This window comes from Metapseudomonas cellulosilytica (assembly GCF_049334135.1).
GTDB lineage: Bacteria > Pseudomonadota > Gammaproteobacteria > Pseudomonadales > Pseudomonadaceae > Metapseudomonas.
The window spans coordinates 50,210-70,656 of sequence record NZ_JBHZGN010000007.1; the positions used below are offsets into that span (position 1 = coordinate 50,210).

21 protein-coding genes are annotated in these 20,447 nt (G+C 65.6%); 12 read left to right on the forward strand and 9 right to left on the reverse strand.

Features of this window, described 5'->3' with window-relative positions; genetic code table 11:
- Positions 1-186 precede the first annotated feature (186 nt).
- From dapA to ACFW0H_RS10940, 6 genes are all read left to right on the forward strand, one after another.
- The gene (gene dapA, locus ACFW0H_RS10915) at positions 187-1,041 is read left to right on the forward strand and encodes a 4-hydroxy-tetrahydrodipicolinate synthase (protein ID WP_422913920.1); all 855 of its coding nucleotides are present in this window, start codon (positions 187-189) and stop codon (positions 1,039-1,041) included.
- Positions 1,042-1,152: 111 nt separating this feature from the next.
- Positions 1,153-2,280 (forward strand): ribonuclease D, encoded by a 1,128-nt coding sequence (rnd, locus tag ACFW0H_RS10920; protein WP_422913921.1) that lies wholly within the window; start codon positions 1,153-1,155, stop codon positions 2,278-2,280.
- Positions 2,281-2,327: 47 nt separating this feature from the next.
- A complete protein-coding gene (locus tag ACFW0H_RS10925) occupies positions 2,328-2,621 on the forward strand; it encodes a YcgL domain-containing protein (protein WP_422913922.1) in 294 nt (97 codons plus the stop codon).
- Entirely contained in the window at positions 2,621-3,550 is a 930-nt protein-coding gene (locus ACFW0H_RS10930) for a D-2-hydroxyacid dehydrogenase (RefSeq protein WP_422913923.1), read from the forward strand. The genes ACFW0H_RS10925 and ACFW0H_RS10930 overlap by 1 nt, the downstream gene beginning before the upstream one ends.
- A gap of 95 nt (positions 3,551-3,645) precedes the next feature.
- Positions 3,646-4,095 carry a YcgN family cysteine cluster protein gene (locus ACFW0H_RS10935; RefSeq protein ID WP_422913924.1) on the forward strand — a complete coding sequence of 150 codons (450 nt, stop codon included), beginning with the start codon at positions 3,646-3,648 and terminating at the stop codon, positions 4,093-4,095.
- A gap of 76 nt (positions 4,096-4,171) precedes the next feature.
- Entirely contained in the window at positions 4,172-5,395 is a 1,224-nt protein-coding gene (locus ACFW0H_RS10940) for a M61 metallopeptidase family protein (protein ID WP_422913925.1), read from the forward strand.
- 157 nt (positions 5,396-5,552) lie between these two features.
- On the opposite strand, the gene ACFW0H_RS10945 is transcribed toward ACFW0H_RS10940, so the two are convergent.
- Complete coding sequence (locus tag ACFW0H_RS10945) at positions 5,553-6,248, reverse strand: type 1 glutamine amidotransferase domain-containing protein (RefSeq protein WP_422913926.1); 696 nt, start codon at positions 6,246-6,248, stop codon at positions 5,553-5,555.
- A gap of 42 nt (positions 6,249-6,290) precedes the next feature.
- Positions 6,291-6,665 (reverse strand): YajD family HNH nuclease, encoded by a 375-nt coding sequence (locus ACFW0H_RS10950; protein ID WP_422913927.1) that lies wholly within the window; start codon positions 6,663-6,665, stop codon positions 6,291-6,293.
- Between the two features lie 135 nt (positions 6,666-6,800).
- Between ACFW0H_RS10950 and ACFW0H_RS10955 the strand changes: the two genes are divergently transcribed.
- Complete coding sequence (locus ACFW0H_RS10955) at positions 6,801-7,127, forward strand: hypothetical protein (protein ID WP_422913928.1); 327 nt, start codon at positions 6,801-6,803, stop codon at positions 7,125-7,127.
- On the opposite strand, the gene ACFW0H_RS10960 is transcribed toward ACFW0H_RS10955, so the two are convergent.
- Positions 7,128-9,164 (reverse strand): S9 family peptidase, encoded by a 2,037-nt coding sequence (locus ACFW0H_RS10960; RefSeq protein WP_422913929.1) that lies wholly within the window; start codon positions 9,162-9,164, stop codon positions 7,128-7,130.
- 102 nt (positions 9,165-9,266) lie between these two features.
- Here ACFW0H_RS10960 and ACFW0H_RS10965 point away from each other — a divergent pair, with 102 nt between their 5' ends.
- Positions 9,267-9,746 (forward strand): MFS transporter, encoded by a 480-nt coding sequence (locus ACFW0H_RS10965; RefSeq protein WP_422913930.1) that lies wholly within the window; start codon positions 9,267-9,269, stop codon positions 9,744-9,746.
- A 137-nt stretch (positions 9,747-9,883) separates the two neighbouring features.
- Complete coding sequence (locus ACFW0H_RS10970) at positions 9,884-10,657, forward strand: class II glutamine amidotransferase (RefSeq protein WP_422913931.1); 774 nt, start codon at positions 9,884-9,886, stop codon at positions 10,655-10,657.
- Between the two features lie 48 nt (positions 10,658-10,705).
- Here ACFW0H_RS10970 and ACFW0H_RS10975 read toward each other — a convergent pair whose 3' ends face one another.
- Entirely contained in the window at positions 10,706-11,374 is a 669-nt protein-coding gene (locus ACFW0H_RS10975; RefSeq protein WP_422913932.1) for a TIGR04211 family SH3 domain-containing protein, read from the reverse strand.
- Between the two features lie 370 nt (positions 11,375-11,744).
- Here ACFW0H_RS10975 and ACFW0H_RS10980 point away from each other — a divergent pair, with 370 nt between their 5' ends.
- Positions 11,745-12,788, forward strand: coding sequence for a sterol desaturase family protein (locus tag ACFW0H_RS10980; protein ID WP_422913933.1), 1,044 nt, complete (start codon positions 11,745-11,747; stop codon positions 12,786-12,788).
- A 238-nt stretch (positions 12,789-13,026) separates the two neighbouring features.
- On the opposite strand, the gene ACFW0H_RS10985 is transcribed toward ACFW0H_RS10980, so the two are convergent.
- The 4 genes from ACFW0H_RS10985 to ACFW0H_RS11000 form a co-directional block, all read right to left on the reverse strand.
- The gene (locus ACFW0H_RS10985; protein ID WP_422913934.1) at positions 13,027-14,205 is read right to left on the reverse strand and encodes a vWA domain-containing protein; all 1,179 of its coding nucleotides are present in this window, start codon (positions 14,203-14,205) and stop codon (positions 13,027-13,029) included.
- A gap of 27 nt (positions 14,206-14,232) precedes the next feature.
- The gene (locus tag ACFW0H_RS10990; RefSeq protein WP_422913935.1) at positions 14,233-14,628 is read right to left on the reverse strand and encodes a GFA family protein; all 396 of its coding nucleotides are present in this window, start codon (positions 14,626-14,628) and stop codon (positions 14,233-14,235) included.
- Positions 14,629-14,707: 79 nt separating this feature from the next.
- A complete protein-coding gene (locus ACFW0H_RS10995; RefSeq protein WP_422913936.1) occupies positions 14,708-15,553 on the reverse strand; it encodes an AAA family ATPase in 846 nt (281 codons plus the stop codon).
- 162 nt (positions 15,554-15,715) lie between these two features.
- A complete protein-coding gene (locus ACFW0H_RS11000) occupies positions 15,716-16,795 on the reverse strand; it encodes an AsmA family protein (protein ID WP_422913937.1) in 1,080 nt (359 codons plus the stop codon).
- 131 nt (positions 16,796-16,926) lie between these two features.
- Here ACFW0H_RS11000 and cysK point away from each other — a divergent pair, with 131 nt between their 5' ends.
- The gene (gene cysK, locus ACFW0H_RS11005; protein ID WP_422913938.1) at positions 16,927-17,901 is read left to right on the forward strand and encodes a cysteine synthase A; all 975 of its coding nucleotides are present in this window, start codon (positions 16,927-16,929) and stop codon (positions 17,899-17,901) included.
- A 317-nt stretch (positions 17,902-18,218) separates the two neighbouring features.
- Positions 18,219-19,304 carry a polyamine ABC transporter substrate-binding protein gene (locus ACFW0H_RS11010; protein ID WP_422913939.1) on the forward strand — a complete coding sequence of 362 codons (1,086 nt, stop codon included), beginning with the start codon at positions 18,219-18,221 and terminating at the stop codon, positions 19,302-19,304.
- Positions 19,305-19,498: 194 nt separating this feature from the next.
- Here ACFW0H_RS11010 and ACFW0H_RS11015 read toward each other — a convergent pair whose 3' ends face one another.
- Positions 19,499-20,407 carry a DMT family transporter gene (locus ACFW0H_RS11015; RefSeq protein ID WP_422913940.1) on the reverse strand — a complete coding sequence of 303 codons (909 nt, stop codon included), beginning with the start codon at positions 20,405-20,407 and terminating at the stop codon, positions 19,499-19,501.
- Between the last annotated feature and the right edge of the window lie 40 nt (positions 20,408-20,447).

Consider the following 20,447-nt stretch of genomic DNA (forward strand, 5'->3'; position numbering starts at 1 on the left):
CCGGGCGCGGGCATTTGGCGTTGCCGCGGGTAAATCGAAGAAACAGTCGCTCATTTGACCGGGGCGCGCTGTCCCGTCAGATGGGCTGACAGGACAGTGGGCGCGAATCAGGTCGAACCTCCCTCGAATTTCCCCTCCTGCATCTCTCCGACGGTGACTCTGACGGTCAGCCAAAGGAGATCTGCAATGCCTGTGTTTTCCGGAATCTGGGTTGCCCTGGTGACCCCCTTCAACAACGGTGCCGTCGACTTCGCCGCACTGCGCCGCTTGTCCCGGCACCTGCTGGATGCCGGCGTCGCCGGGCTGGTGGTCTGTGGGACCACCGGCGAGGCCGCGGCACTGTCCAAGGATGAGCAATTGGCAGTGCTGGACGCGCTGCTGGAGGAGGTGCCCGGCGACCGTCTGGTGATGGGGCTGGCGGGCAACAACCTGGCCGAGCTGCTGGCTTTCCAGCGCGAGGTGCAGCGCCGCCCGATCGCCGGGGTCCTGGTGCCGGCGCCTTACTACATCCGCCCGTCCCAGGAGGGGCTGCTGGCCTGGTTTGGCGCCATCGCCGATGCCTCCGACGTTCCCGTGATCCTCTATGACATTCCCTACCGCACCGGCGTGCGCCTGGAGCTTGCGACCCTGCGGCAGCTGGCGCGGCATCCGAAGGTGGTGGCCATCAAGGACTGCGGCGGCAACCTGGAAACCACCCTGGCGCTGATCGCCGATGGCGAGCTTGACGTGCTGACGGGGGAGGACGGGCAGATCTTCACCACCCTCTGCCTGGGTGGACAGGGCGCGATCGCCGCCTCGGCGCATATCCAACCCCGGGAGTTCGTGCGCCTGGCCGATTGTGTCGCCAAGGGTGAACTTGAAGCCGCGCGCGGGATCTTCCAAAGACTACAGCCGCTGATTCGCCTGGCCTTCGCCGAGCCCAACCCGGCGCCGGTGAAGAGCCTGCTGGCCATGCAGGGGCTGATTGCTGACGAGCTGCGCCCGCCCATGCAGCGCAGTTCAGACGCCCTGTTGCAACGCCTGCGCGCCGAGCTGGCCTAGGCGCGTGCTCGCCCCGTGCGGATTGGCCGCGACGGGGCGGGAGCGATGCAAGGGGCGAAGCGAGGACCCGGCGCGATATATACTGCGCGCCACTGATTCAAGGAGAGCCCTGTGGCCATCGACATTTTCTGGATCCGCGACGACGCCGCGCTGGCCAAACACTGCGCCGATTGGCGGCGCCTGCCCTTCGTGGCCCTGGACACCGAGTTCATGCGGGTCGACACCTTCTATCCCAAGGCCGGCCTGGTGCAGGTCGGCGACGGCGAGCGGGCCTACCTCATCGACCCGCTGCTGATCGGCGACTGGTCGCCCTTCGCCGAGCTGCTGGAAGATGCCGCCGTGCTCAAGGTGCTGCACGCCTGCAGCGAGGATCTGGAAGTCTTCCTGCGCCTGACCGGCGCACTGCCGCAGCCGCTGCTGGATACCCAGCTGGCCGCTGGCTACCTCGGCATCGGCTACTCGATGGGCTATTCGCGCCTGGTGCAGGCGGTGCTCGGCATCGAGCTGCCCAAGGACGAAACCCGTTCCGACTGGCTGCAGCGTCCCCTCACCGACATGCAGGTGCGCTATGCCGCCGAGGATGCGCAGCACCTGGCCGAGCTCTATGCCGCCCTGGCACCGCGCCTCACCGAGCCCAAGCGTTCCTGGGTGCTGGAAGATGGCGCCGAGCTGGTGACCAACATGCGCCGCGAGGTCATCCCCGACGAGCTCTATCGCGACGCCAAGCTGGCCTGGAAACTGTCCCGCGCGCAGCTCGCCGTGCTCCGTGAACTCTGCGCCTGGCGCGAGATCGAGGCGCGCCTGCGGGACCAGCCGCGCAACCGCATCCTGCGCGAGAACAGCCTCTGGCCCCTGGCGCGCTTCCAGCCCGACAACCTGGTTTCCCTGGCGCGAATCGACGACATGCACCCGCGCACCGTGCGCCAGGACGGCAATGTCCTGCTTAAATTGATCCGCGAGGCCGCCGAAACGCCGCCCGAGCATTGGCCCGAGGCGCTGCCTGAGCCGCTGCCGCCGGATGCGTCGCCGCTGCTGAAGCAGCTCCGCGCAGTTGGCCAGGTCGAGGCCGAGCGCCTGGGTATGGCCCCGGAGCTGATGCTGCGCAAGAAGCACCTGGAAGCCCTGCTGAAAAGCGGTTTTCCCAATGGCCCCTACCGCCTGCCCGAAGGCCTGCGCGGCTGGCGCCGTGAGCTGATGGGCCAGGCCCTGCTGGACACCCTGGCCACCGCCGGCCAATGAACCATTCCGCCGTGCCGTCTGGCACGGCACGCCCCACGAGCCCGACCATGAAACGTATCTGTTCCATCTACAAAAGCCCGCGCAAGAACGAGATGTACCTCTACGTCGACAAGCGCGAAGCCCTGAGCCGTGTGCCCGAGGCCCTACTGAACGCCTTCGGCGCCCCGCAACATGCCTTCGACCTGGTGCTCACTCCCGAGCGCCAACTGGCTCGCGAGGACATCGGCAAGGTGCTGGAAAACATCGAGAAGCAGGGCTTCCACCTGCAGATGCCGCCGGCGCAGGACGAGTACATCGAGCACCTGCCTGAAGAATTGCTGCGGATGAACGACCCCCTCTGATGAAGATCCTGATCGTCGAAGAAGAGTTCGCCTACTACGCCGACCTGCTGCGCACCGAGTCCGGCCTGCAACTGCACGGCGGCAGCGAGGTGGGGCGGCTGGTGGAAGCCGCGCGGGAATGCCCCATCTGGCTCGGCGAGCCCGACCTGATGGCGTACCTGCTGCGCAAGGGCTGCAAGCCGGAGTGGATGCAGTCCACCTGGGCCGGCATCACGCCGCTGCTGGCCGACGACCTGCCCCAGGACTACCAGCTGACCCGCGCCGTGGGCATTTTCGGCCAGGTGATGGCCGAGTACGTACTCACCTACCTGCTGGCCCACCAGCGGCAGCTCTTCTCGCGATTCAGCGCCCAGACCGAGAAGCGCTGGGACAACCGCCTGCCGCGCAGCCTGGAAGGCAAGCGGGTACTGGTCGTCGGCAGCGGCGACATTGGCCAGAGCGTGGCGGGTTTCCTCGAACCCTTCGGCGTCGAACTCCATGGCATCGCCCGCGAACCCCGGCCGTTGGAACCCTTCGAACGGGTCTTCGGCATGGAGGTGCTGGCCGAACAGGTCGCCTGGGCCGACTGCGTGGTGAACCTGCTGCCGGACACACCCGCTACCCGCGACATCTACGACGCCGCGATCTTCGCGCGCATGCGCCCCACCGCGCTCTTCATCAACGCCGGGCGTGGCGTGGCGGTGGTGGACCATGACCTGGTGACGGCGCTTGCCGCCGGCCAGTTGGCTGGAGCGGTGATCGACGTTTGCCGTGAGGAACCGCTGCCCGCCTGGCATCCCTTCTGGACCGCGCCCAACCTGCTGGTCACCGGCCACAGCTCCGCGCCCACGCTGCCCAGCGCCATGGCGGGGCTCTTCGTTGACAACCTCAATCGCTATCGCAGCGGCGAAGCCTTGCGCGGCCGGGTGGATTTCCAGCGCGGCTACTGAGAGCCGGCCGCGCTGCAACCAATGGTCAGCTATGCTTGGCCGACACCCCGGAGCCGACTAGACTACGCGCCCCCCGAATCAACCCCCCGCACGCCATGGCCGCCAAAGTCGAACCTTTCTGGAAGCGCAAGACCCTCGATCAGCTCGATCAGCAAGAGTGGGAGTCCCTCTGTGACGGCTGCGGCCTCTGCTGCCTGCAGAAGCTCGAGGACGAGGATGACGGCAGCGTCTATTACACGCGCATCGCCTGCAAGCTGCTGGACCTCAAGACCTGCCGCTGCACCGACTACGCCAATCGCCGCCAGTTCGTCGCCGACTGCATCCAGCTCACGCCGGCCCAGGCCGACGAGTTCCGCTGGCTGCCGCCGACCTGCGGTTACCGCCTGGTGGCCGAAGGCAAGGACCTGCCGCCCTGGCACCATCTGGTCTGCAACGACCCCGAAGCCGTGCACAAGGCCGGCATCTCCCAGTCCGGACGCATGCTCAGCGAAAACAGCGTGGCGGAGGACGATTGGGAGGACTACCTGATTTTTCGTGCGGGTTGAGCCCGGGCAGGGATCAAACCGCCGCCTTTCTAGTCTCAGGGACTGACTGTCACACCCACCAAGGAAGCCATCCTCGATGTCCGCCCGCACCCAGCTGCTGCTGTCCTCCCTCCTGCTGACCCTGAGCGCCCCGCTGTGGGCGGCCAAGCGGGTCGATCTCGACTATCAGGTGCGCTTCTTGCCCGAGAGCGACCAGGCCGAGGTCAGCCTGGTGCTGGAGAAGGGCGAGGTGGTGCGCAGCCTGCGCTTCGACCTGGGCGACAAGGGTTATTACAGCGACTTCAAGGCCAGCGGCGGCTGGACTCAGGAAGACCCGGCCCACGGCACTTGGACCCCTACCAGCGGCAAGGCCAGCCTGAGCTACAAGGTGCGCATCAGCCACCCGCGTGGCGACGGCCGCTTCGACGCGCGCATGACCCCGGACTGGGCCCTGCTGCGCGGCGACGACCTGGTGCCCAGTGCCCGCCTGGACTCGCTGGAAGGCGTCGAGCTGGTCGCCCGCCTGCAGTTCGAGCTGCCCAAGGGTTGGCAGTCGGTCGAAACCGGTTGGCCACGTATCGGCAAGAACCGCTTCCGCATCGACAATCCCGAGCGGCTGTTCGACCGCCCCACCGGCTGGATCCTGGCTGGCAAGCTGGGCAGCCGCCGCGCCAGCCTGGGCACTACCGACGTCACCGTCAGCGCGCCGGTGGGAGAGGGCATGCGTCGCATGGACATCCTCACCCTGCTGACGTTCGTCTGGCCCCACGCCCAGGAGGTCTTTCCCCGCGAGCCGGGCAAGTTGCTGATAGTCGGGGCCAACGACCCCATGTGGCGCGGCGGCCTGTCGGCGCCCAACTCCTTCTTCATGCACTCGGCGCGCCCGCTGGTGAGCGAGAACGGCACCAGTTCGCTGGTGCACGAACTGGTGCACGTGCTCAGCCGGATCAGTGACACCGACCGCAGCGACTGGATCAGCGAGGGGATCTCGGAGTACTACGCCATCGAATTGATGCGTCGCGCCGGTGGCATGGGCGACGACCGCTACGAGGCGATTCGCAAGCAACTGCGCGAGTGGAGCAAGAAGGTCGACAGCCTGCGCGGCGAGCATGCCAGCGGCGCCGTCACCGCCCGCGCGGTACTGCTGCTGCAGGACCTGGACAAGGAAATCCGCCTGCGCACCGACGGCAAGCATTCCATGGACGATGTCGCCCGCGGCCTGATGCGCCTGGACAAGGCCAGCACCAAGGACTTCATCGAGATCACCGAGAACATCATGGGCAGCGCGTCGCAAGTGCTGGATACCAAGCTGTTGAAGTAACGCGTTCAGGCCTCTTCGGAGGCCTTTCGCTTTTCTGTGGGGGCGAATTCATTCGCCAAGCAGGCCGAAGGTCTGCCAATGGGGTTCGAAGGGGGACGCTGCGCGTCCCTTGGCGAATGAATTCGCCCCTACAGGGATTCAATCACGGCCGATTGGCCTACATCTCCCCCCGCCGTCCGCTCAACAGCTCCAGCAACGCCGCCGCCGCCGGCTCGGATGATGCCGGGTTCTGGCCGGTGATCAGGTTGCCGTCGCTGACCACATGGGCTTGCCAATCCGCCACCTTGGAGTAGTGGCCGCCTTTCTCCTTGAGCGCATCCTCCAGCAGGAAGGGCACGATCTCGGCCAGGCCCACGGCGCTTTCCTCCGAGTTGGCGAAGCCTGTCACCGCATTGCCCTGGACCAGGGGCGCGCCGTCGGGGGCCTTGGCATTGAGCAGCGCCGCCGGCGCGTGGCACACGAGGCCCACCGGCTTGCCGGCGGCGTAGAAGCTTTCGACCATCACGATGGAATGCAGGTCGTCCACCAGGTCCCACATCGGGCCATGGCCGCCGGGGTAGAAGAGGGCGTCGTAGTCGCCGGGCGCCAGGCCGGCGAGCATATGGGTGTTGGCCAGGGCGCGCCGGGCTTCGTCGTCTTCATGAAAGCGGCGGGTGGCGTCGGTCTGGAACTCCGGTTCGTCGCTCTTGGGGTCCAATGGTGGTTGGCCCCCCTTGGGCGAGGCCAGCACCACCTCGGCGCCGGCGTCGCGGAAGGCGAAGTAGGGCGCGGCGAACTCTTCCAGCCAGAAGCCGGTCTTCTTGCCGGTGTCGCCCAACCGATCGTGGGAGGTCAATACCATCAGGATCTTCATCGTGATCTCCTTGCGGACTTGGCAGCGAATGGCCCGGGCGGGCTATTCATCGCGCTTCAACAGGTCGCCGATGGCGGCGAAGGCCTTGTAGGTGGCGCGTGGTGCCGACCCCGCGCCGGGTTTTTCCTCGCTGTGCCACTGCTGGTCGGTGTAGCGGGAGTGCTCGTTGTCGTGGCAATAGAGGCAGAGTAGCTCCCAGTTCGACCCGTCCGGTGGATTGTTGTCATGGTTGTGATCGCGATGGTGCACCGTGAGTTCGGACAGGCGTTTGCCACTGAACTCGCGGCCGCAGCGGGCGCAGACCCAGGGGAAGAGCTTGAGCGCCTGCTCGCGGTAGCTCTTCTCGCGGCGCTTGCGTTCGTCGGCGAGCAGCCGGTCCAGCTTGCTCGCGGGGCGTGCCGAGGGTTCCGTGCTCATTGGCTGCGCTCTCGTCCGGGGTATCGAGGAAAGTCTAGTCCGGGTGTCGGTGGCCGCCGGCATCCCGTCGTGAGAGGCACCGCACGGGCAGGGCGGGTTTAGACTGAAACCGTCTGTGAGCAGGAGGCCCGCACCATGACGATTTTCCGAATTCCCCTGCTGTTGGCGTTGGCGCTGCTGGCCGACGAGGTGGCGGCGCAGAATCCGCCGCTGTTGCGTGCGCCGCTGCAGGCGCCGGCCGGAGCGCCCGGCACCGTCACGCCCCAGCCTTATCCGCAGGTGGTGCCCCGTGCGGTCACCAGCCCGGCACCGCAGAGTGGCAGCCCGCAGCTGATGAAGCGTCCGGACCAGCAGCAGCGCCTGCGCGAATCCCTGGAGCAGCGCGACCAGCCCATCCCGGTGCTGGAGCAGCAGTTGGAGCGCAACACCCGGGGGCTTGGCACCGGCACGGGAAACCCCTGATCAGCGCTGGGGCAGGCCCAGCACCTTGAGCAGGAAGGCATATTCCAGGGCAACGTCGCGCAGCGCCTGGTAGCGGCCGCTCATGCCGCCATGGCCGGCGCCGAGGTCGGTCTTGAGCAGCAGCGGATGGGTGTCGGTCCTGCTGGCGCGCAGGCGGGCCACCCACTTGGCGGCTTCCCAGTACTGCACGCGGCTGTCGTTGTAGCCGGCCACCACCAGCATCGCCGGATAGGCCTGGGCGCGCACGTTCTCGTAGGGCGCATAGGCGCGGATGCGTTCGAACACTTCGGGATCGGACGGGTCGCCCCATTCGTCGTACTCGGTGACGGTCAGCGGCAGGTCCGGGTTCTGCATGGTGTTGAGCACGTCGACGAAAGGCACTTCGGCGATGGCCGCGGCGAAGAGCTCGGCGCGCAGGTTGAGCACCGCGCCGATCAGCAGTCCGCCGGCGCTGCCGCCGCTGATGGCCAGTTGCGTCGAACTGGTGTAGCCCTCGGCGATCAGGTGCTCGGCACAGGCGATGAAGTCGCCGAAGCTGTTGGTCTTGTGCTCCAGCTTGCCGGCGCGGTACCAGGCTTCGCCCAGTTCGCCGCCGCCGCGCACATGGGCGATGGCGAAGACGAAGCCGCGCTCCAGCAGGCTCAGGCGGGCGTGGGAGAACCAGGGATCGAGGCTCTCGCCATAGGCCCCATAGCCATAGAGATAGAGCGGTGCGGGCTGGCCGAGGGTCTCACGACGGGCCACCAGGCTGATGGGGATGCGGGTGCCGTCCGCCGCCGTGGCCCAGAGGCGCTGGCTGACATAGGCATCGGCATCGAAGGGGCCTTCCACCGGGGTTTCCTTGAGCACCTGCTGGGTGCCTGTGGCCAGCTCCAGCTGGCGCACCTGGGCCGGGCGGTTGAGGGCTTCGTAACGCAGGCGGATCACCGGGCTGTCGAACTCCAGGCTGTCCTGCACGTAGAGGCTGTAGGCGGCGTCCGGCAGTTGCAGCGGGTAGGGCGCGGCGCCCTCAGGGTGCACCTGGATGATCGGCAGGCCGCCTTCACGCAGGCTGAGGACGTAGCCTCCGGCATTCAGGCTGACACCCTCCAGCATGCGCGCCTCGTCATGGGCGAGCAGTTCGCGCCAGTGGGCGCGGCCGGGTTCGGTTTCGGTGGCCTGGTAGAGGGCGAAGTTGATGCCGGTCTGGTTGCTGCGGATCAGCCAGGTCCATTGCCCGTGCAGCTTGCCGTGGTCGGCGTAGTACTCGTGGTTCTCTTCCCGCGGCGCCAGGCAGGTCCAGGCGCCTTCGGGGGTATCGGCGTCCAGCACCCAGGTTTCGCTGGTGGTCTTGCTGTTCAGCAGCAGGATCAGCTGGCGCTCGGAACTGGCGCGGTAGCAGCTGAGGAAGAAACGGCCGTCGCCCTCCTCGAACACCAGCTCGGCACCGTCCTGGCCGAGGCGATGGCGGTAGAGGCGGTGTGGACGGTGGGTGTCGTCCAGCTCGCCGAAGAACAGGGTGGCGCTGTCGTTGGCCCAGGTCATGCTGCCGTCGCACTGGGCGAAGGGCAGGGTGTGGATTTCACCGCTGGCCAGCTCCTTGACGTAGAGCTGGTAGGTCTCGTCGCCGCTGGTGTCCAGGCTGTAGGCCAGGCGCGCATGGTCGGGGCTGATGCTGAAGGCGCCGATGGAGAGGAAGCCGCCGGCCGCCAGTTCGTTCGGGTCCAGCAGCAGTTCCTCGCGGGCTTCGTCCAGGGCCAGGGAGCCGTCGTCCGGGCGCGGGCAGCGATAGTGGCGCGGATACTCGTCGCCGGCGGTGGTGCGCTGGTAGTAGAGCCAGGGGCCCCAGGGCACCGGGAGGGACAGGTCGGTCTCGCGGATGCGGCCCTTGATCTCCTGGAACAGTGTTTCACGCAGCGCCTGCTGGTCGGCCAGTTCGGCTTCCAGCCAGGCGTTCTCCGCTTCCAGGTGGGCAAGCACTTCGGGGGCGTCGCGTTCCTCCAGCCAGCGGTAGGGGTCGTCACCGGATTGGATGCGGGCGATGGGGGCTTGGGGCATGGGCGATCTCGAAGGCTGGGCGGTGTGGCGACGGCAGGAGCGCCGGAACCGTGAAAAGCCGTTATCATAAGCGCCCTTTCGCCAGCCTTGCCACGGACGCCAATGACTGAACACGACTACCTGCTCGCCTGGGCCGCCTACGGACTCGCCGCGCTCGGCTGCCTGCTGGTCTGGTTTCGCCTCACCGGCTGGATGTGGCGCTGGCTGCGCGAGCCGTTGCGGCTGCTGGTGGCGGTACTGCTGCTGACCCCCACCATCGTCGACCCGGCCAAGGACATGTTCGCCCCGGCCGTGGCCATCACCGCGCTGGATCTGCTGTTCAAGGTCGGCAACAACGCCTGGAAGGCGACGCTCGACCTGACCATGTACAGCATCATCGCCTTCACGCTCTACCTGGTGTTCGCCAGCATCCGCTGGCCGATCGAGAAAAAGGTCAAGGCCATCCGTGCCGAGCGCGAAGCCGCCCAGAAGGCCGAAGAAGAGCCGACCCTTCGCGAAGTCGTGCGCGAGCGCAAGCCGGAAGCGGATACCCGCTACGACCAGAACGGCGACCGCCGCCTGCGCATCGAACCCCGCCTCTGACTCGCCGGGCCTTGCAGCCCGGCCCTGGGGCGTTCAGCATGAGCCGTTCCCGGCTCGGAGACGCCCCGATCCACTCCCCGGCACCCGCCCCGGCACGTCGTCCATCCCGAAAAAGCCTGACGCCAGAGTCCTGAACCATGTGTGAACTGCTCGGCATGAGCGCCAACGTCCCCACCGACATCGTCTTCAGCTTCACCGGCCTGATGCAGCGCGGCGGCGGCACCGGCCCGCACCGCGACGGCTGGGGCATCGGTTTCTACGAAGGGCGCGGACTGCGCCTGTTCCAGGACCCGTCGGCCAGTGTCGAATCCGAAGTGGCGCGCCTGGTGCAGCGTTACCCGATCAAGAGCGAGACGGTGATCGGCCATATTCGCCAGGCCAACGTCGGCAAGGTCTGCCTGTCCAATACCCATCCCTTCGTCCGTGAGCTCTGGGGCCGCAACTGGTGCTTCGCCCACAATGGCCAACTGGCCGGCTTCGAGCCGCCGAACGGCTTCTACTGGCCGGTGGGCGACACCGACAGTGAAGCGGCGTTCTGCAACCTGCTGAATCGCGTGCGCGGCGCATTTCCCGAGCCGGTCATGGCGGAAATCCTCCTGCCGGTACTGGTCCAGGCATGCGTCGAGTTTCGCCAGAAAGGCGTGTTCAACTGCCTGCTGAGTGATGGCGACTGGCTGTTCAGCTTCTGCTCCACCAAGCTGGCCCACATCACCCGGCGCGCACCTTTCGGCCCGGCACGCCTGAAGGACGCCGACCTGACGGTGGACTTCCAGTCGGAAACCACACCGAACGACGTGGTCACGGTGATCGCCACCGAGCCGCTGACCGACAACGAAACCTGGAACATCTACCAGCCGGGCGAATGGATTCTCTGGCGCCGTGGCGAGATCGTCGACCAGGGCCGCACCTGAGCCGGCTGCCGGCTGGCTCCCGTCCGGCGGGAGCGGATCAGCCGGGTATCAGATCCACTGATCGTTGCGCTTGCGCTTTACCCGCAGCAGGGTCGGCAGGATCAGCCCGGCGAGCAACCCGGCGCCGGCGATGCCGCCGCCGTAGACCATGTAGCGCATCAGCACCTGCTGGCTCTCTTCGCCCAACTGGGCCTGCACGTCGCGCAACTCGGAGCGGGCCTGGGTCAGTTCGCTATCCAGCGCGGTGCGCGCCGCCTGCAACTCGTCGATCAGCACCTTGCGCGAATCCAGCGTTTCCTGCATGCCCTGTACGCGGCTTTTCCAGGTGTTGTCGATGCCTTCCAGTTCGGCACTGAGCTCGGCCACTTTCTGCTCCAGCTGCGGCAGGCGCTCGGCCTGGCCTGGCACTTCCTGCAGGTCGCGGCTGGGAATCCATACGGTGTTGCCGTTCTCGCCACGCACCTGGCTGTAGTCCCCCTGGGTGCTCAGCAACTCGACCTTCTGCCCGGAGGTGAGGGTGCCGACGATGCGGTAACCGTCGGTCGGTCCGCTGCGCACATAGGTACTCAGGCTATCGCTCACCCAGCGCTGATTGCCGGCGGTCTCCTCGGCCTGCGCCGGGGCGGCCGCGGCCAGCAGGCCACTTAGCAGGCAGGCACCGAGCGCGCGGGACTGGAGCGGGGAAACGTGAGCGGAGAAATGGCGGGTCAGGGGCATGGGCAATCTTCACATGGCGATGGAACGGAACCCGGCAAACGGGTGCGATAAGAGCCGGCCAAGCCAACTGGCGTGGGCGGGAGCGCGATAGGCATGGATCAGGGACAGCGTAGTCGCCCAGGTGGCGAATGGCCATGCAATCCACCCGATGGGCCGACCGGAGACAGACAGCGGGTAGGCGAGAGGAGTTCACTCGGTGTTATCGGTGCTGGATGGACGGTGATGCCGACACATTCCGTTGCAGCTGGGCTCAGCGAAATCCATCGATCAAGGGCGGGCGCTCTTCGTCTGGGCGAAGCATCAGATTGGAAGAGCAGGTGATTCCCATTTTGATTTACAATGGCCGCCCTTTGATGGAGGCCAGCCTTTCATGGATGTTCTCTCATATGTCCATGAGCGTCTGGCCAAGTGGGCAATCGAGCCGGTCGCCGACCAGTTTGCTGGCATTTTCGATCCGAACGGCCGCTTCGGCGTGCTGTTTCTCTGCATTTCCTATGGCATTGCCTACGGCCTGTTCCGCTTCAGGAGGCATCGCGGGCTGACGGACGCGCCCTCGTTCTGGCGGTTCATCGGCGGCCGCCGGGTGTATTTCCATCCCTCGGCGCTGCTGGATTACCGCTACTACTTCGTGCGGGCCATCCTGAAAGTCGCCCTGGTGCTACCCATCGTCGGCCTGGTGGACCCTTACATCCTGCGCTCCGGGGATTACCTCGCCTTTTTCACCAACCTGTGGGGCGCGCGCCCGCGACTGGGTGAAAACCTCTCTCTGTCGCTGCTCTACGGGCTGGGGGTGTTTCTGCTGAAAGACTTCGTGCATTACTGGGGCCATCGAGCCTTTCATTCCAAATGGCTGTGGGCGTTTCACAAGGTCCATCACTCGGCGCCCGTCCTGGTGCCGGCGACGGCGAGCCGGGTTCACTTCCTGGAAAAGATCGTCGAGAAGCTGGCAATCGCCGTTTGCCTCGGCTTTTACGCCGGGGTCTTCTGGTATGCCTGTGGCGGGGAAGTCAGCCGTTACACCCTGTTCGGCGTGACCTACCTGGTGTTCATCTTCAACGGGCTGGCGGCAAACCTGCGTCACAGCCATGTGTGGCTTTCGTTCGGGCCGGTCATCGAACATGTGCTGAACAGCCCGGCGCAGCACCAGATTCACCACAGTGACGCGCCGCGGCACTTCAACAAGAACTTCGGTACCAACCTGTCACTCTGGGACTGGATGTTCGGTACGCTCTATGTCACCACCTCGAAGCCCGAGAGCATTCGCTTCGGTACCCGGGAAAAGGATGACGATCGCTACCTGACGATCTATAGCCTGGTCGTCACGCCCTTTGTCGAGACGGCCCGCAAGGTCATCGCGGCGAAACGTCCGCAGCCGGTTCCGTCCGCAACGTCCAAGACGCCCTTCCCGCAATGAGAACAGGCCCCGCAAGGCCCGTAGCTGACAAGGTAGGGTGCGCCGTGCGCACCAGCGCTTGAGCGAGGCGCAGGGGCTGATCCCGCGATCGGTGCGCATGGCGCACCCTACGGTCAGGCAAGTGCAGGACTTTCGCCCCAGATGAAGTTCGTGGATGGGTCGGGCTGTGCGGCAGTTGGTAGCCAGCTCCAAGATGCCCCCTTACAGGGGGCAATCCAGGTTCTACGGATGTGGATGTTTACTTGGACAGGAACTTCATTCCGTCTTCCAGCCCTTGCAGGGTCAGGGGATACATCTGGTCGTTGATCAGTTCGCGGACGATGTTGGTGGAGGCGGTGTAGTTCCAGGTGTCCTTGGGATAGGGGTTGATCCAGATGAGCTTCTTGTACTTGTCCATGAAGCGTTTCATCCAGCCGTAGCCCGGCTCCTCGTTCCAGTGCTCGACGCTGCCGCCGGCCTGGGTGATTTCGTAGGGGGCCATGGCGGCGTCGCCGACGAACACCACCTTGTAGTCCGGGCCGTACTTGTGCAGCAGGTCCAGGGTGGAGGTGCGTTCGGAGGTGCGGCGCAGGTTGTTCTTCCACACCGACTCGTAGATGAAGTTGTGGAAGTAGAAGTACTCCAGGTGCTTGAACTCGGTCTTGCAGGCCGAGAACAGCTCCTCGCAGACCTTGACGTGGGCGTCCATGGAACCGCCGATGTCCAGCAGCAGGAGCAGCTTCACGGTATTGCGGCGTTCCGGGCGCATCTGGATGTTGAGCAGGCCGGCGTCGCGGGCGGTGTGGTCGATGGTGCCGTCCAGGTCCAGCTCTTCCGCCGCGCCTTCACGGGCGAACTTGCGCAGGCGGCGCAGGGCGACCTTGATGTTGCGGGTGCCCAGTTCCACCTGGTCGTCGAGGTTCTTGTACTCGCGCTGGTCCCAGACCTTCACGGCGCGGCCCTGGCGCTTGCCGGCATCGCCCACGCGAATGCCCTCGGGGTTGAAGCCGCCGGAGCCGAAGGGGCTGGTACCGCCGGTGCCGATCCACTTGTTGCCGCCGGCGTGGCGTTCCTTCTGCTCTTCGAGGCGTTTCTTGAATTCTTCGATGAGCTTGTCCAGGCCGCCCAGGGACTGGATCTGCGCGCGCTCCTCGTCGGTGAGCATGCGCTCGAACTCCTTGCGCAGCCATTCCTCGGGAATCAGCGCCTGGAGGTAGTCGTCGAGCTTCTCCAGGCCCTTGAAGTAGGCGGAGAAAGCACGGTCGAACTTGTCGAAATGGCGCTCGTCCTTGACCAGTACCGTGCGGGCGAGGAAGTAGAACTCGTCCATGTCGGCGAACACGACGTTGTGTTTCAACGCGTTGATCAGGTCGAGCAGCTCGCGGACCGACACCGGTACCTTGGCGGCGCGCATTTCGTTGAACAGGTTGAGCAGCATGGCTGCACCCTCGTTATCTTTCGGTTCTCAGTAGCGGGCTTCCTGGGGCAGGCCGTCGGCAATGGTGTACCAGTCGGCCTTGGACTCCGCGTAGATGTGCTTCTGCGGGATTGGCCCCAGTGGCGAGTCCAGGGTGCCCAGCGCCACCGATACCCAGTCGGGGTAAGGATGGTCGGCGAACCATTGCAGGTTCGAGCCGCATTGCCGGCAGAAGGTCCGGGTCACGCCGGGAGACGAGTGAAACTCGGCCACCGAATCCAGCCCCTGGACGAAGCGGAAATGCTTGCGACGCACGTTGCCATAGCTGGCGAACGCCGCACCGTGGCCCTTGCGGCACTGGCTGCAATGGCAATGGGTGGCGGACTCGATGGGCGCGTCGATCTCGTATTTCACCGCGCCGCACAGGCAACTGCCGTGGTGCATGGCTGGGATTCTCCTGGGTGGGCCGGATTGCCCTCTCCCCCGACCCCTCTCCCGCAAGCGGGAGAGGGGAGGGAGCTTGTCAGCGGCTGGCGCGGCGGGCCATGAAGGCCAGGCGCTCCAGCAGTTGCACGTCCTGCTCGTTCTTCACCAGGGCGCCAGCCAGCGGCGGAATGGCCTTGGTGGGGTCGCGCTCGCGCAGCACGGCTTCGCCGATGTTGTCGGCCATCAGCAGCTTCAGCCAGTCCACCAGTTCGCTGGTGGAGGGCTTCTTCTTCAGGCCCGGCACCTTGCGCACGTCGAAGAACACGTCCAGCGCCTCGGATACCAGCTCGCCGCTGATGTTGGGGTAGTGCACGTCGACGATCTTCTGCAGCGTCGCGCGGTCGGGGAAGGCGATGTAGTGGAAGAAGCAGCGGCGCAGGAAGGCGTCCGGCAGTTCCTTCTCGTTGTTGGAGGTGATGATGATGATCGGGCGCTGCCTGGCCTTGATGGTCTCGTTGGTCTCGTAGACGTAGAACTCCATCTTGTCGAGTTCCTGCAACAGGTCGTTGGGGAACTCGATATCGGCCTTGTCGATTTCGTCGATCAGCAGGATCACGCGCTCGTCGGCCTCGAAGGCCTCCCACAGCTTGCCTTTCTTGATGTAGTTGCGAACGTCGTGGACCTTGTCGGAATTGAGCTGGGAATCCCGCAGGCGGCTCACTGCGTCGTATTCGTACAGACCCTGGTGCGCCTTGGTGGTGGACTTGATGTGCCAGGTGATGAGCTTGGCACCGAAGGCTTCGGCCAGTTGTTCGGCCAGCATGGTCTTGCCGGTGCCCGGTTCACCCTTGACCAGCAGCGGGCGCTGCAGGGTGATGGCGGCATTCACCGCGAGCTTGAGATCGTCGGTGGCGACGTAGGACTGGGTGCCTTCGAACTTCATCAGGGAATCCTCGGACTCAGGCGCCGGTTGGCAAACCGGACGGTTCAGTATTTGGGAAAGTGCTGACTATAACGCGCGTGCCAGTCGACTGTGAACGCAGCGGCTTCATTCAGTCACTGAATGGGCGGTCACTCATCCGTATTGGCGCAATCGCCATGGGGGCTAGTCGTCCTTTTCCGGCGGGGCCAGTTCGAAGCGGTTGGTGAAGGCTTCGATGAAGGCGTTGCGCAGTATCGCGAGGAGGGCCTGGAAAGCACTGATGTCCCGGCTATGGATGCTGCCGCGCAACTCCACGCGGGTGGCGAACTGGTCGCGTTGCTGGTTCTTCAGCAGCGATTGCCCGCCGCCCACCAGGGCCTCCCAGAGCGAGCGGAGAAAACCCTTGTCGTTGTTCTCCACGTCCTGCTGCCAGTCGAACACATCGACGTTGCGCAGCAGCGGCTTGACGTAGCCGCTGAGCTGGCCGTCGTCGGCACGGGCTTCCACCACCAGGTCGCCCTTGCCGGCCTTGAAGTCGAATCGGCCATAGGCCCGGGAGAAGTCGTTGAGTTTTGGCAGGTCGATGGCCCGGACGCGCAGACGCAATGCGAAATCTTCGAAGTCCCTGAACGGATCGAAGGTCGCTTCCACTTCGAGCGGCGTTTCGCCCAGCGCCAGCCCTTTGCCCTCGAGGCGCGCCACGCGTTCGCCGCTGCTGTCGCTGAGATTGGCCAGGTTGTACAGGTTGGCATTCACCTCGGTGGTTTCGATGTCCACCCTGGGCCTGGACTTGAAGTTGTGGAAGGCGATCCGCCCATTCACCACCCGCACCTCGTTGAGGGTGAGGGGCAGCAACCTGTCCAGTTGCTCGCGCCAGTCGGTGCCGGCACCTGTCTGGGACGCGTCCTCGTCGGCGCCGCCATCGACGAAGTTCAACGCCGGCGCCTCGAAGATCGCCCGCGCGACCACGGCGTGGTCATACCAGAGGGCGTGCCAGTCCACCACCAGGTCTATGCCTGGCGCATCCACGAACGGCACCGGCACCTTGCCGCCGACCTTGACGATGGACAGGCCGTTGACGCGACAAGCGCCTAGCCACCAGGCCAGGTCGACGTCAGCGACGTGGCCATGGTACTCGCCGATGTCGGCGAGCCCGTCGTTGAGGTAGTCGCGGATCAGCCACGGCAGGGCCAGGTGCGCCGCCGCCAGCGGCAGCACGAGGACCAGGACCGCGCCGAGGGGCCGGCTGTAGCGTCGATTCATGGGCTTTTTTGCCAGGCTGCGTCTCTTTACGGTGGACTCCCCGGCCGCGCCATGAGTTCGGCTGGACTGCGCAGCCCCGCCCGCATAGGCTGGGCAGCTTCAATCGACGCCAACCGCCAGGGACAGACCCCATGAGTCGTATCTACGCAGACAACTCGCAAGCCATCGGCAACACTCCGCTGGTGCGCATCAATCACCTGGGACCGCGCGGGGTGACCCTCCTCGCCAAGATCGAGGGCCGCAACCCCGCCTACTCGGTGAAATGCCGCATCGGCGCCAGCATGATCTGGGACGCGGAGGTCTCCGGCCGGCTCAAGCCGGGCATGACCCTGGTGGAACCCACCTCCGGCAATACCGGCATCGGCCTGGCCTTCGTCGCCGCTGCCCGGGGCTACAAGCTGATCCTCACCATGCCGGCCTCCATGAGCCTGGAGCGGCGCAAGGTGCTGAAGGCCCTGGGTGCAGAACTGGTGCTCACCGAGCCGGCCAAGGGCATGAAGGGCGCCATCGAGAAAGCCGGTGAGCTGGCGGCTGCCAACCCCGGGCAGTACCTGCTGTTGCAGCAGTTCGAGAACCCGGCCAACCCCGCCATCCACGAGAAGACCACCGGCCCGGAGATCTGGAACGACACCGAAGGCGCCATCGACGTGCTGGTGGCCGGCGTCGGCACCGGCGGTACCATTTCCGGTGTTTCCCGCTACATCAAGCAGACCTGTGGCAAGCCGATCCTCTCGGTGGCGGTGGAGCCGGTGACTTCGCCCGTGATCAGCCAGACCCTGGCCGGCGAAGAAGTGAAGCCCAGCCCGCACAAGATCCAGGGCATCGGCGCCGGCTTCGTGCCAAAGAACCTCGACCTGTCCCTGGTGGACCGCGTTGAGCAGAGCACCGACGACGAGGCCAAGGCCATGGCCCTGCGCCTGATGCGCGAGGAAGGCATCCTCTGCGGCATTTCTTCCGGCGCCGCCATGGCGGTGGCGGTGCGCATGGCCGAGCGCCCGGAAATGGAAGGCAAGACCATCGTTGTCGTCCTGCCCGACTCGGGCGAGCGTTATCTGTCCAGCATGCTGTTCGACGGGCTGTTCACCGAGCAGGAGCTGCAGCAGTAAGAGCCTGTTCATGATTCGCTGCGCGTCGGAATAACTGCGTTGAAAACGGCTTCGGAATGCTCATTTACAATTCGTAGACTCCGCTTCCTCAGCCGTTTGCGCCTTGTTCTTCTTTAGCTCGCGGCCCCTGAACCGGCTCTTGCGGTCTGTTTACCGGCCCACTCCGTGGCGAAGGCGGGGTGGGTCGTTCCTGTTTGCCTGCTTCCTCGCGGGTCCGCTGGGACTTGCCGCGCATTGTCACCGCCACCCCTGGCAGGGAAGCTGGAACGGCCCGCCATGGCGGGTCTCGAACCACAAGCAGCCAGGACACAATGACAATGAGAAGTTCCTTCGCGCCCCTCCTTCTGACGTTGGCCATGTCCACCGCCGCCCAGGCCGCCGGCACGGTGAAGATCTACAACTGGAGCGAATACATCGCGCCGGACACCGTGGCCAACTTCAGCAAGGAAACCGGCATCCAGGCCAGCTACGACGTCTACGACAGCAATGAGACCCTCGATGGCAAGCTGATGACCGGCAAATCCGGTTACGACGTGGTGGTGCCGTCCAACCACTTCATGGCCAAGCAGATCCAGGCCGGCGCCCTGAAGAAGTTGGACAAGAGCCAACTGCCGAACTGGAAGAACCTCAACCCGGTGCTGCTCAAGGCGCTGGAAGTCAACGACCCGGGCAACCAGTACGGCTTCCCCTACCTCTGGGGCAGCACCGGCATCGGCTATAACGTCGACAAGGTCAAGGCGGTGCTGGGCGACGACGCCCCGGTGGATTCCTGGGACCTGTTCTTCAAACCGGAGAATATGGAGAAGCTCGCCAAGTGCGGAGTCGCAGTGCTCGACAACGGCCCGGAGCTGCTGCCCATCACCCTCAACTACCTGGGCCTGCCGCACCACAGCAAGAAGCCGGAGGACTACAAGGCCGCCCAGGCCGAGCTGATGAAGGTGCGCCCCTACATCACCTACTTCCATTCCTCGAAGTACGTCGGCGACCTGGCCAACGGCGATGTCTGCGTGGCCGTCGGCTTTTCCGGCGACATCCTCAACGCCGCCACCCGTGCCAAGGAGGCCGGCAACGGCGTGAACATCCATTACTCGACACCTAAGGAAGGTTCGCCGCTGTGGTTCGACATGGTGGCCATGCCCGCCGATGCGCCGGACGCCGCCGCCGGTTACGCCTTCATGAACTACCTGCTGCGGCCGGAGGTAATGGCTGGTGTCAGCAATGCGGTGCACTACGCCAACGGCAATACCGCCGCCGACCCGCTGGTGGAGACCGGGATCAAGGCCGATCCGGCCATCTACCCGCCGGCCGAGGTGATGAAGAACCTGTTCGCCCTGGAAGCCATGCCGCAAAAGATCGACCGCGTGCGTACCCGCGTGTGGAATGCGGTGAAGACCGGGCGCTAGGCCCGCTCGGACTGCCCCCTCTCCCTCTGGGAGAGGGCTGGGGTGAGGGATGCCGCCGATCGCACGGGGCAATTCTCTCTATGTAGGGGCGAATTCATTCGCCAAGCAGGCCGCAGGTCTGCCAATTGGCCTCCAATGGGGCTGCTGCGCACCCCTTGGCGAATGAATTCGCTCCTACAATAAACAGGCTCCGTTCAGCCCGCCGATTTCGCTGTGGCCGGCACTCCTGCCGGCTTCAGCACCAGCCACAGCGCCAGGGCGATCAGCACGCCGCCCTGCAGGTGCGCGACGGTCACCGACTCGTCGAGCAGCAGCACGCCCCAGAACACGCCGAAGGGCGGGATCAGGAAGGTCACCGTCATGGTCCTCACCGGTCCGACGTTGGCGATCAGGCGGAAGTAGAGGATATAGGCGAAGGACGTGCAGACGAACCCCAACGCCGCCAGGGCCAGCCAGATGGTGGGTTCCAGCAGCGGCGCCAGGGGCATCGCCGGAGCATCCCAGGCGAACGTCGGCAGCAGGCAGAGGGTGGCGCCGATCTGGCAACCCAGGGCCACCATGCCGCTGTCCATGCCGCCCGCTTCGGTGATCCAGCGTTTGGTCATGAAGCCGGCGAAACCGTAGCAGGTGGTGGCTACCAGGCAGGCGGCGGCGCCCCAGAGCAGCTGGGCATCGAAGGCCACCGGGCCGGTGCGGGTGAGCACCGCCACCCCGGCCAGGCCGAGCAATACCCCGACGGCCTTGGCGCCGGTAAGCTTCTCGGCGAAGAACAGCGCGCCGATCAGCACCCCCATCAGCGGCGTGGTGGCATTGAAGATCGCCGAGTAGCCGGCCGGCAGCACCTGGGCCGCCAGGGCGTACATCGCGGCCGGCACCCCGGAGCTGACGATGCCGATCACCAGGGTTTTGCCCAGCTTGCCGCGAAAATCCCAGTCGCTGCGCAGCACGGCGAGGATCACCGCCAGGCCGATGGCCGACAGCAGCACCCGCAGGAACGCCGTGGGCAGGGCGCCGATCTGCGGGACCAGCATGCGGATGAACAGGAAGCTGGCGCCCCAGATGGCGGCGAGGCTCAGCAGGCGGGCGAGATCGGCGGGTTTCATGGTCGGCTCCGGCGGGCATGAGCCGGCAAGATGACGCCGC

Excerpts from the sequence above, each read along its gene's own strand:
- cysK (WP_422913938.1), top strand. The coding sequence starts at position 16,927 with ATGAGTCGTATCTACGCAGACAACTCGCAAGCCATCGGCAACACTCCG.
- ACFW0H_RS10975 (WP_422913932.1), bottom strand. The coding sequence starts at position 11,374 with ATGCCCCTGACCCGCCATTTCTCCGCTCACGTTTCCCCGCTCCAGTCC.
- ACFW0H_RS10970 (WP_422913931.1), top strand. The coding sequence starts at position 9,884 with ATGTGTGAACTGCTCGGCATGAGCGCCAACGTCCCCACCGACATCGTC.
- ACFW0H_RS11010 (WP_422913939.1), top strand. The coding sequence starts at position 18,219 with ATGAGAAGTTCCTTCGCGCCCCTCCTTCTGACGTTGGCCATGTCCACC.
- ACFW0H_RS11000 (WP_422913937.1), bottom strand. The coding sequence starts at position 16,795 with ATGAATCGACGCTACAGCCGGCCCCTCGGCGCGGTCCTGGTCCTCGTG.
- ACFW0H_RS10980 (WP_422913933.1), top strand. The coding sequence starts at position 11,745 with ATGGATGTTCTCTCATATGTCCATGAGCGTCTGGCCAAGTGGGCAATC.
- ACFW0H_RS10995 (WP_422913936.1), bottom strand. The coding sequence starts at position 15,553 with ATGAAGTTCGAAGGCACCCAGTCCTACGTCGCCACCGACGATCTCAAG.
- ACFW0H_RS10925 (WP_422913922.1), top strand. The coding sequence starts at position 2,328 with ATGAAACGTATCTGTTCCATCTACAAAAGCCCGCGCAAGAACGAGATG.
- ACFW0H_RS10985 (WP_422913934.1), bottom strand. The coding sequence starts at position 14,205 with ATGCTGCTCAACCTGTTCAACGAAATGCGCGCCGCCAAGGTACCGGTG.
- ACFW0H_RS10930 (WP_422913923.1), top strand. The coding sequence starts at position 2,621 with ATGAAGATCCTGATCGTCGAAGAAGAGTTCGCCTACTACGCCGACCTG.
- ACFW0H_RS10935 (WP_422913924.1), top strand. The coding sequence starts at position 3,646 with ATGGCCGCCAAAGTCGAACCTTTCTGGAAGCGCAAGACCCTCGATCAG.
- ACFW0H_RS10990 (WP_422913935.1), bottom strand. The coding sequence starts at position 14,628 with ATGCACCACGGCAGTTGCCTGTGCGGCGCGGTGAAATACGAGATCGAC.
- ACFW0H_RS10960 (WP_422913929.1), bottom strand. The coding sequence starts at position 9,164 with ATGCCCCAAGCCCCCATCGCCCGCATCCAATCCGGTGACGACCCCTAC.
- ACFW0H_RS10955 (WP_422913928.1), top strand. The coding sequence starts at position 6,801 with ATGACGATTTTCCGAATTCCCCTGCTGTTGGCGTTGGCGCTGCTGGCC.
- ACFW0H_RS10965 (WP_422913930.1), top strand. The coding sequence starts at position 9,267 with ATGACTGAACACGACTACCTGCTCGCCTGGGCCGCCTACGGACTCGCC.
- ACFW0H_RS10945 (WP_422913926.1), bottom strand. The coding sequence starts at position 6,248 with ATGAAGATCCTGATGGTATTGACCTCCCACGATCGGTTGGGCGACACC.
- ACFW0H_RS11015 (WP_422913940.1), bottom strand. The coding sequence starts at position 20,407 with ATGAAACCCGCCGATCTCGCCCGCCTGCTGAGCCTCGCCGCCATCTGG.
- ACFW0H_RS10940 (WP_422913925.1), top strand. The coding sequence starts at position 4,172 with ATGTCCGCCCGCACCCAGCTGCTGCTGTCCTCCCTCCTGCTGACCCTG.
- dapA (WP_422913920.1), top strand. The coding sequence starts at position 187 with ATGCCTGTGTTTTCCGGAATCTGGGTTGCCCTGGTGACCCCCTTCAAC.
- ACFW0H_RS10950 (WP_422913927.1), bottom strand. The coding sequence starts at position 6,665 with ATGAGCACGGAACCCTCGGCACGCCCCGCGAGCAAGCTGGACCGGCTG.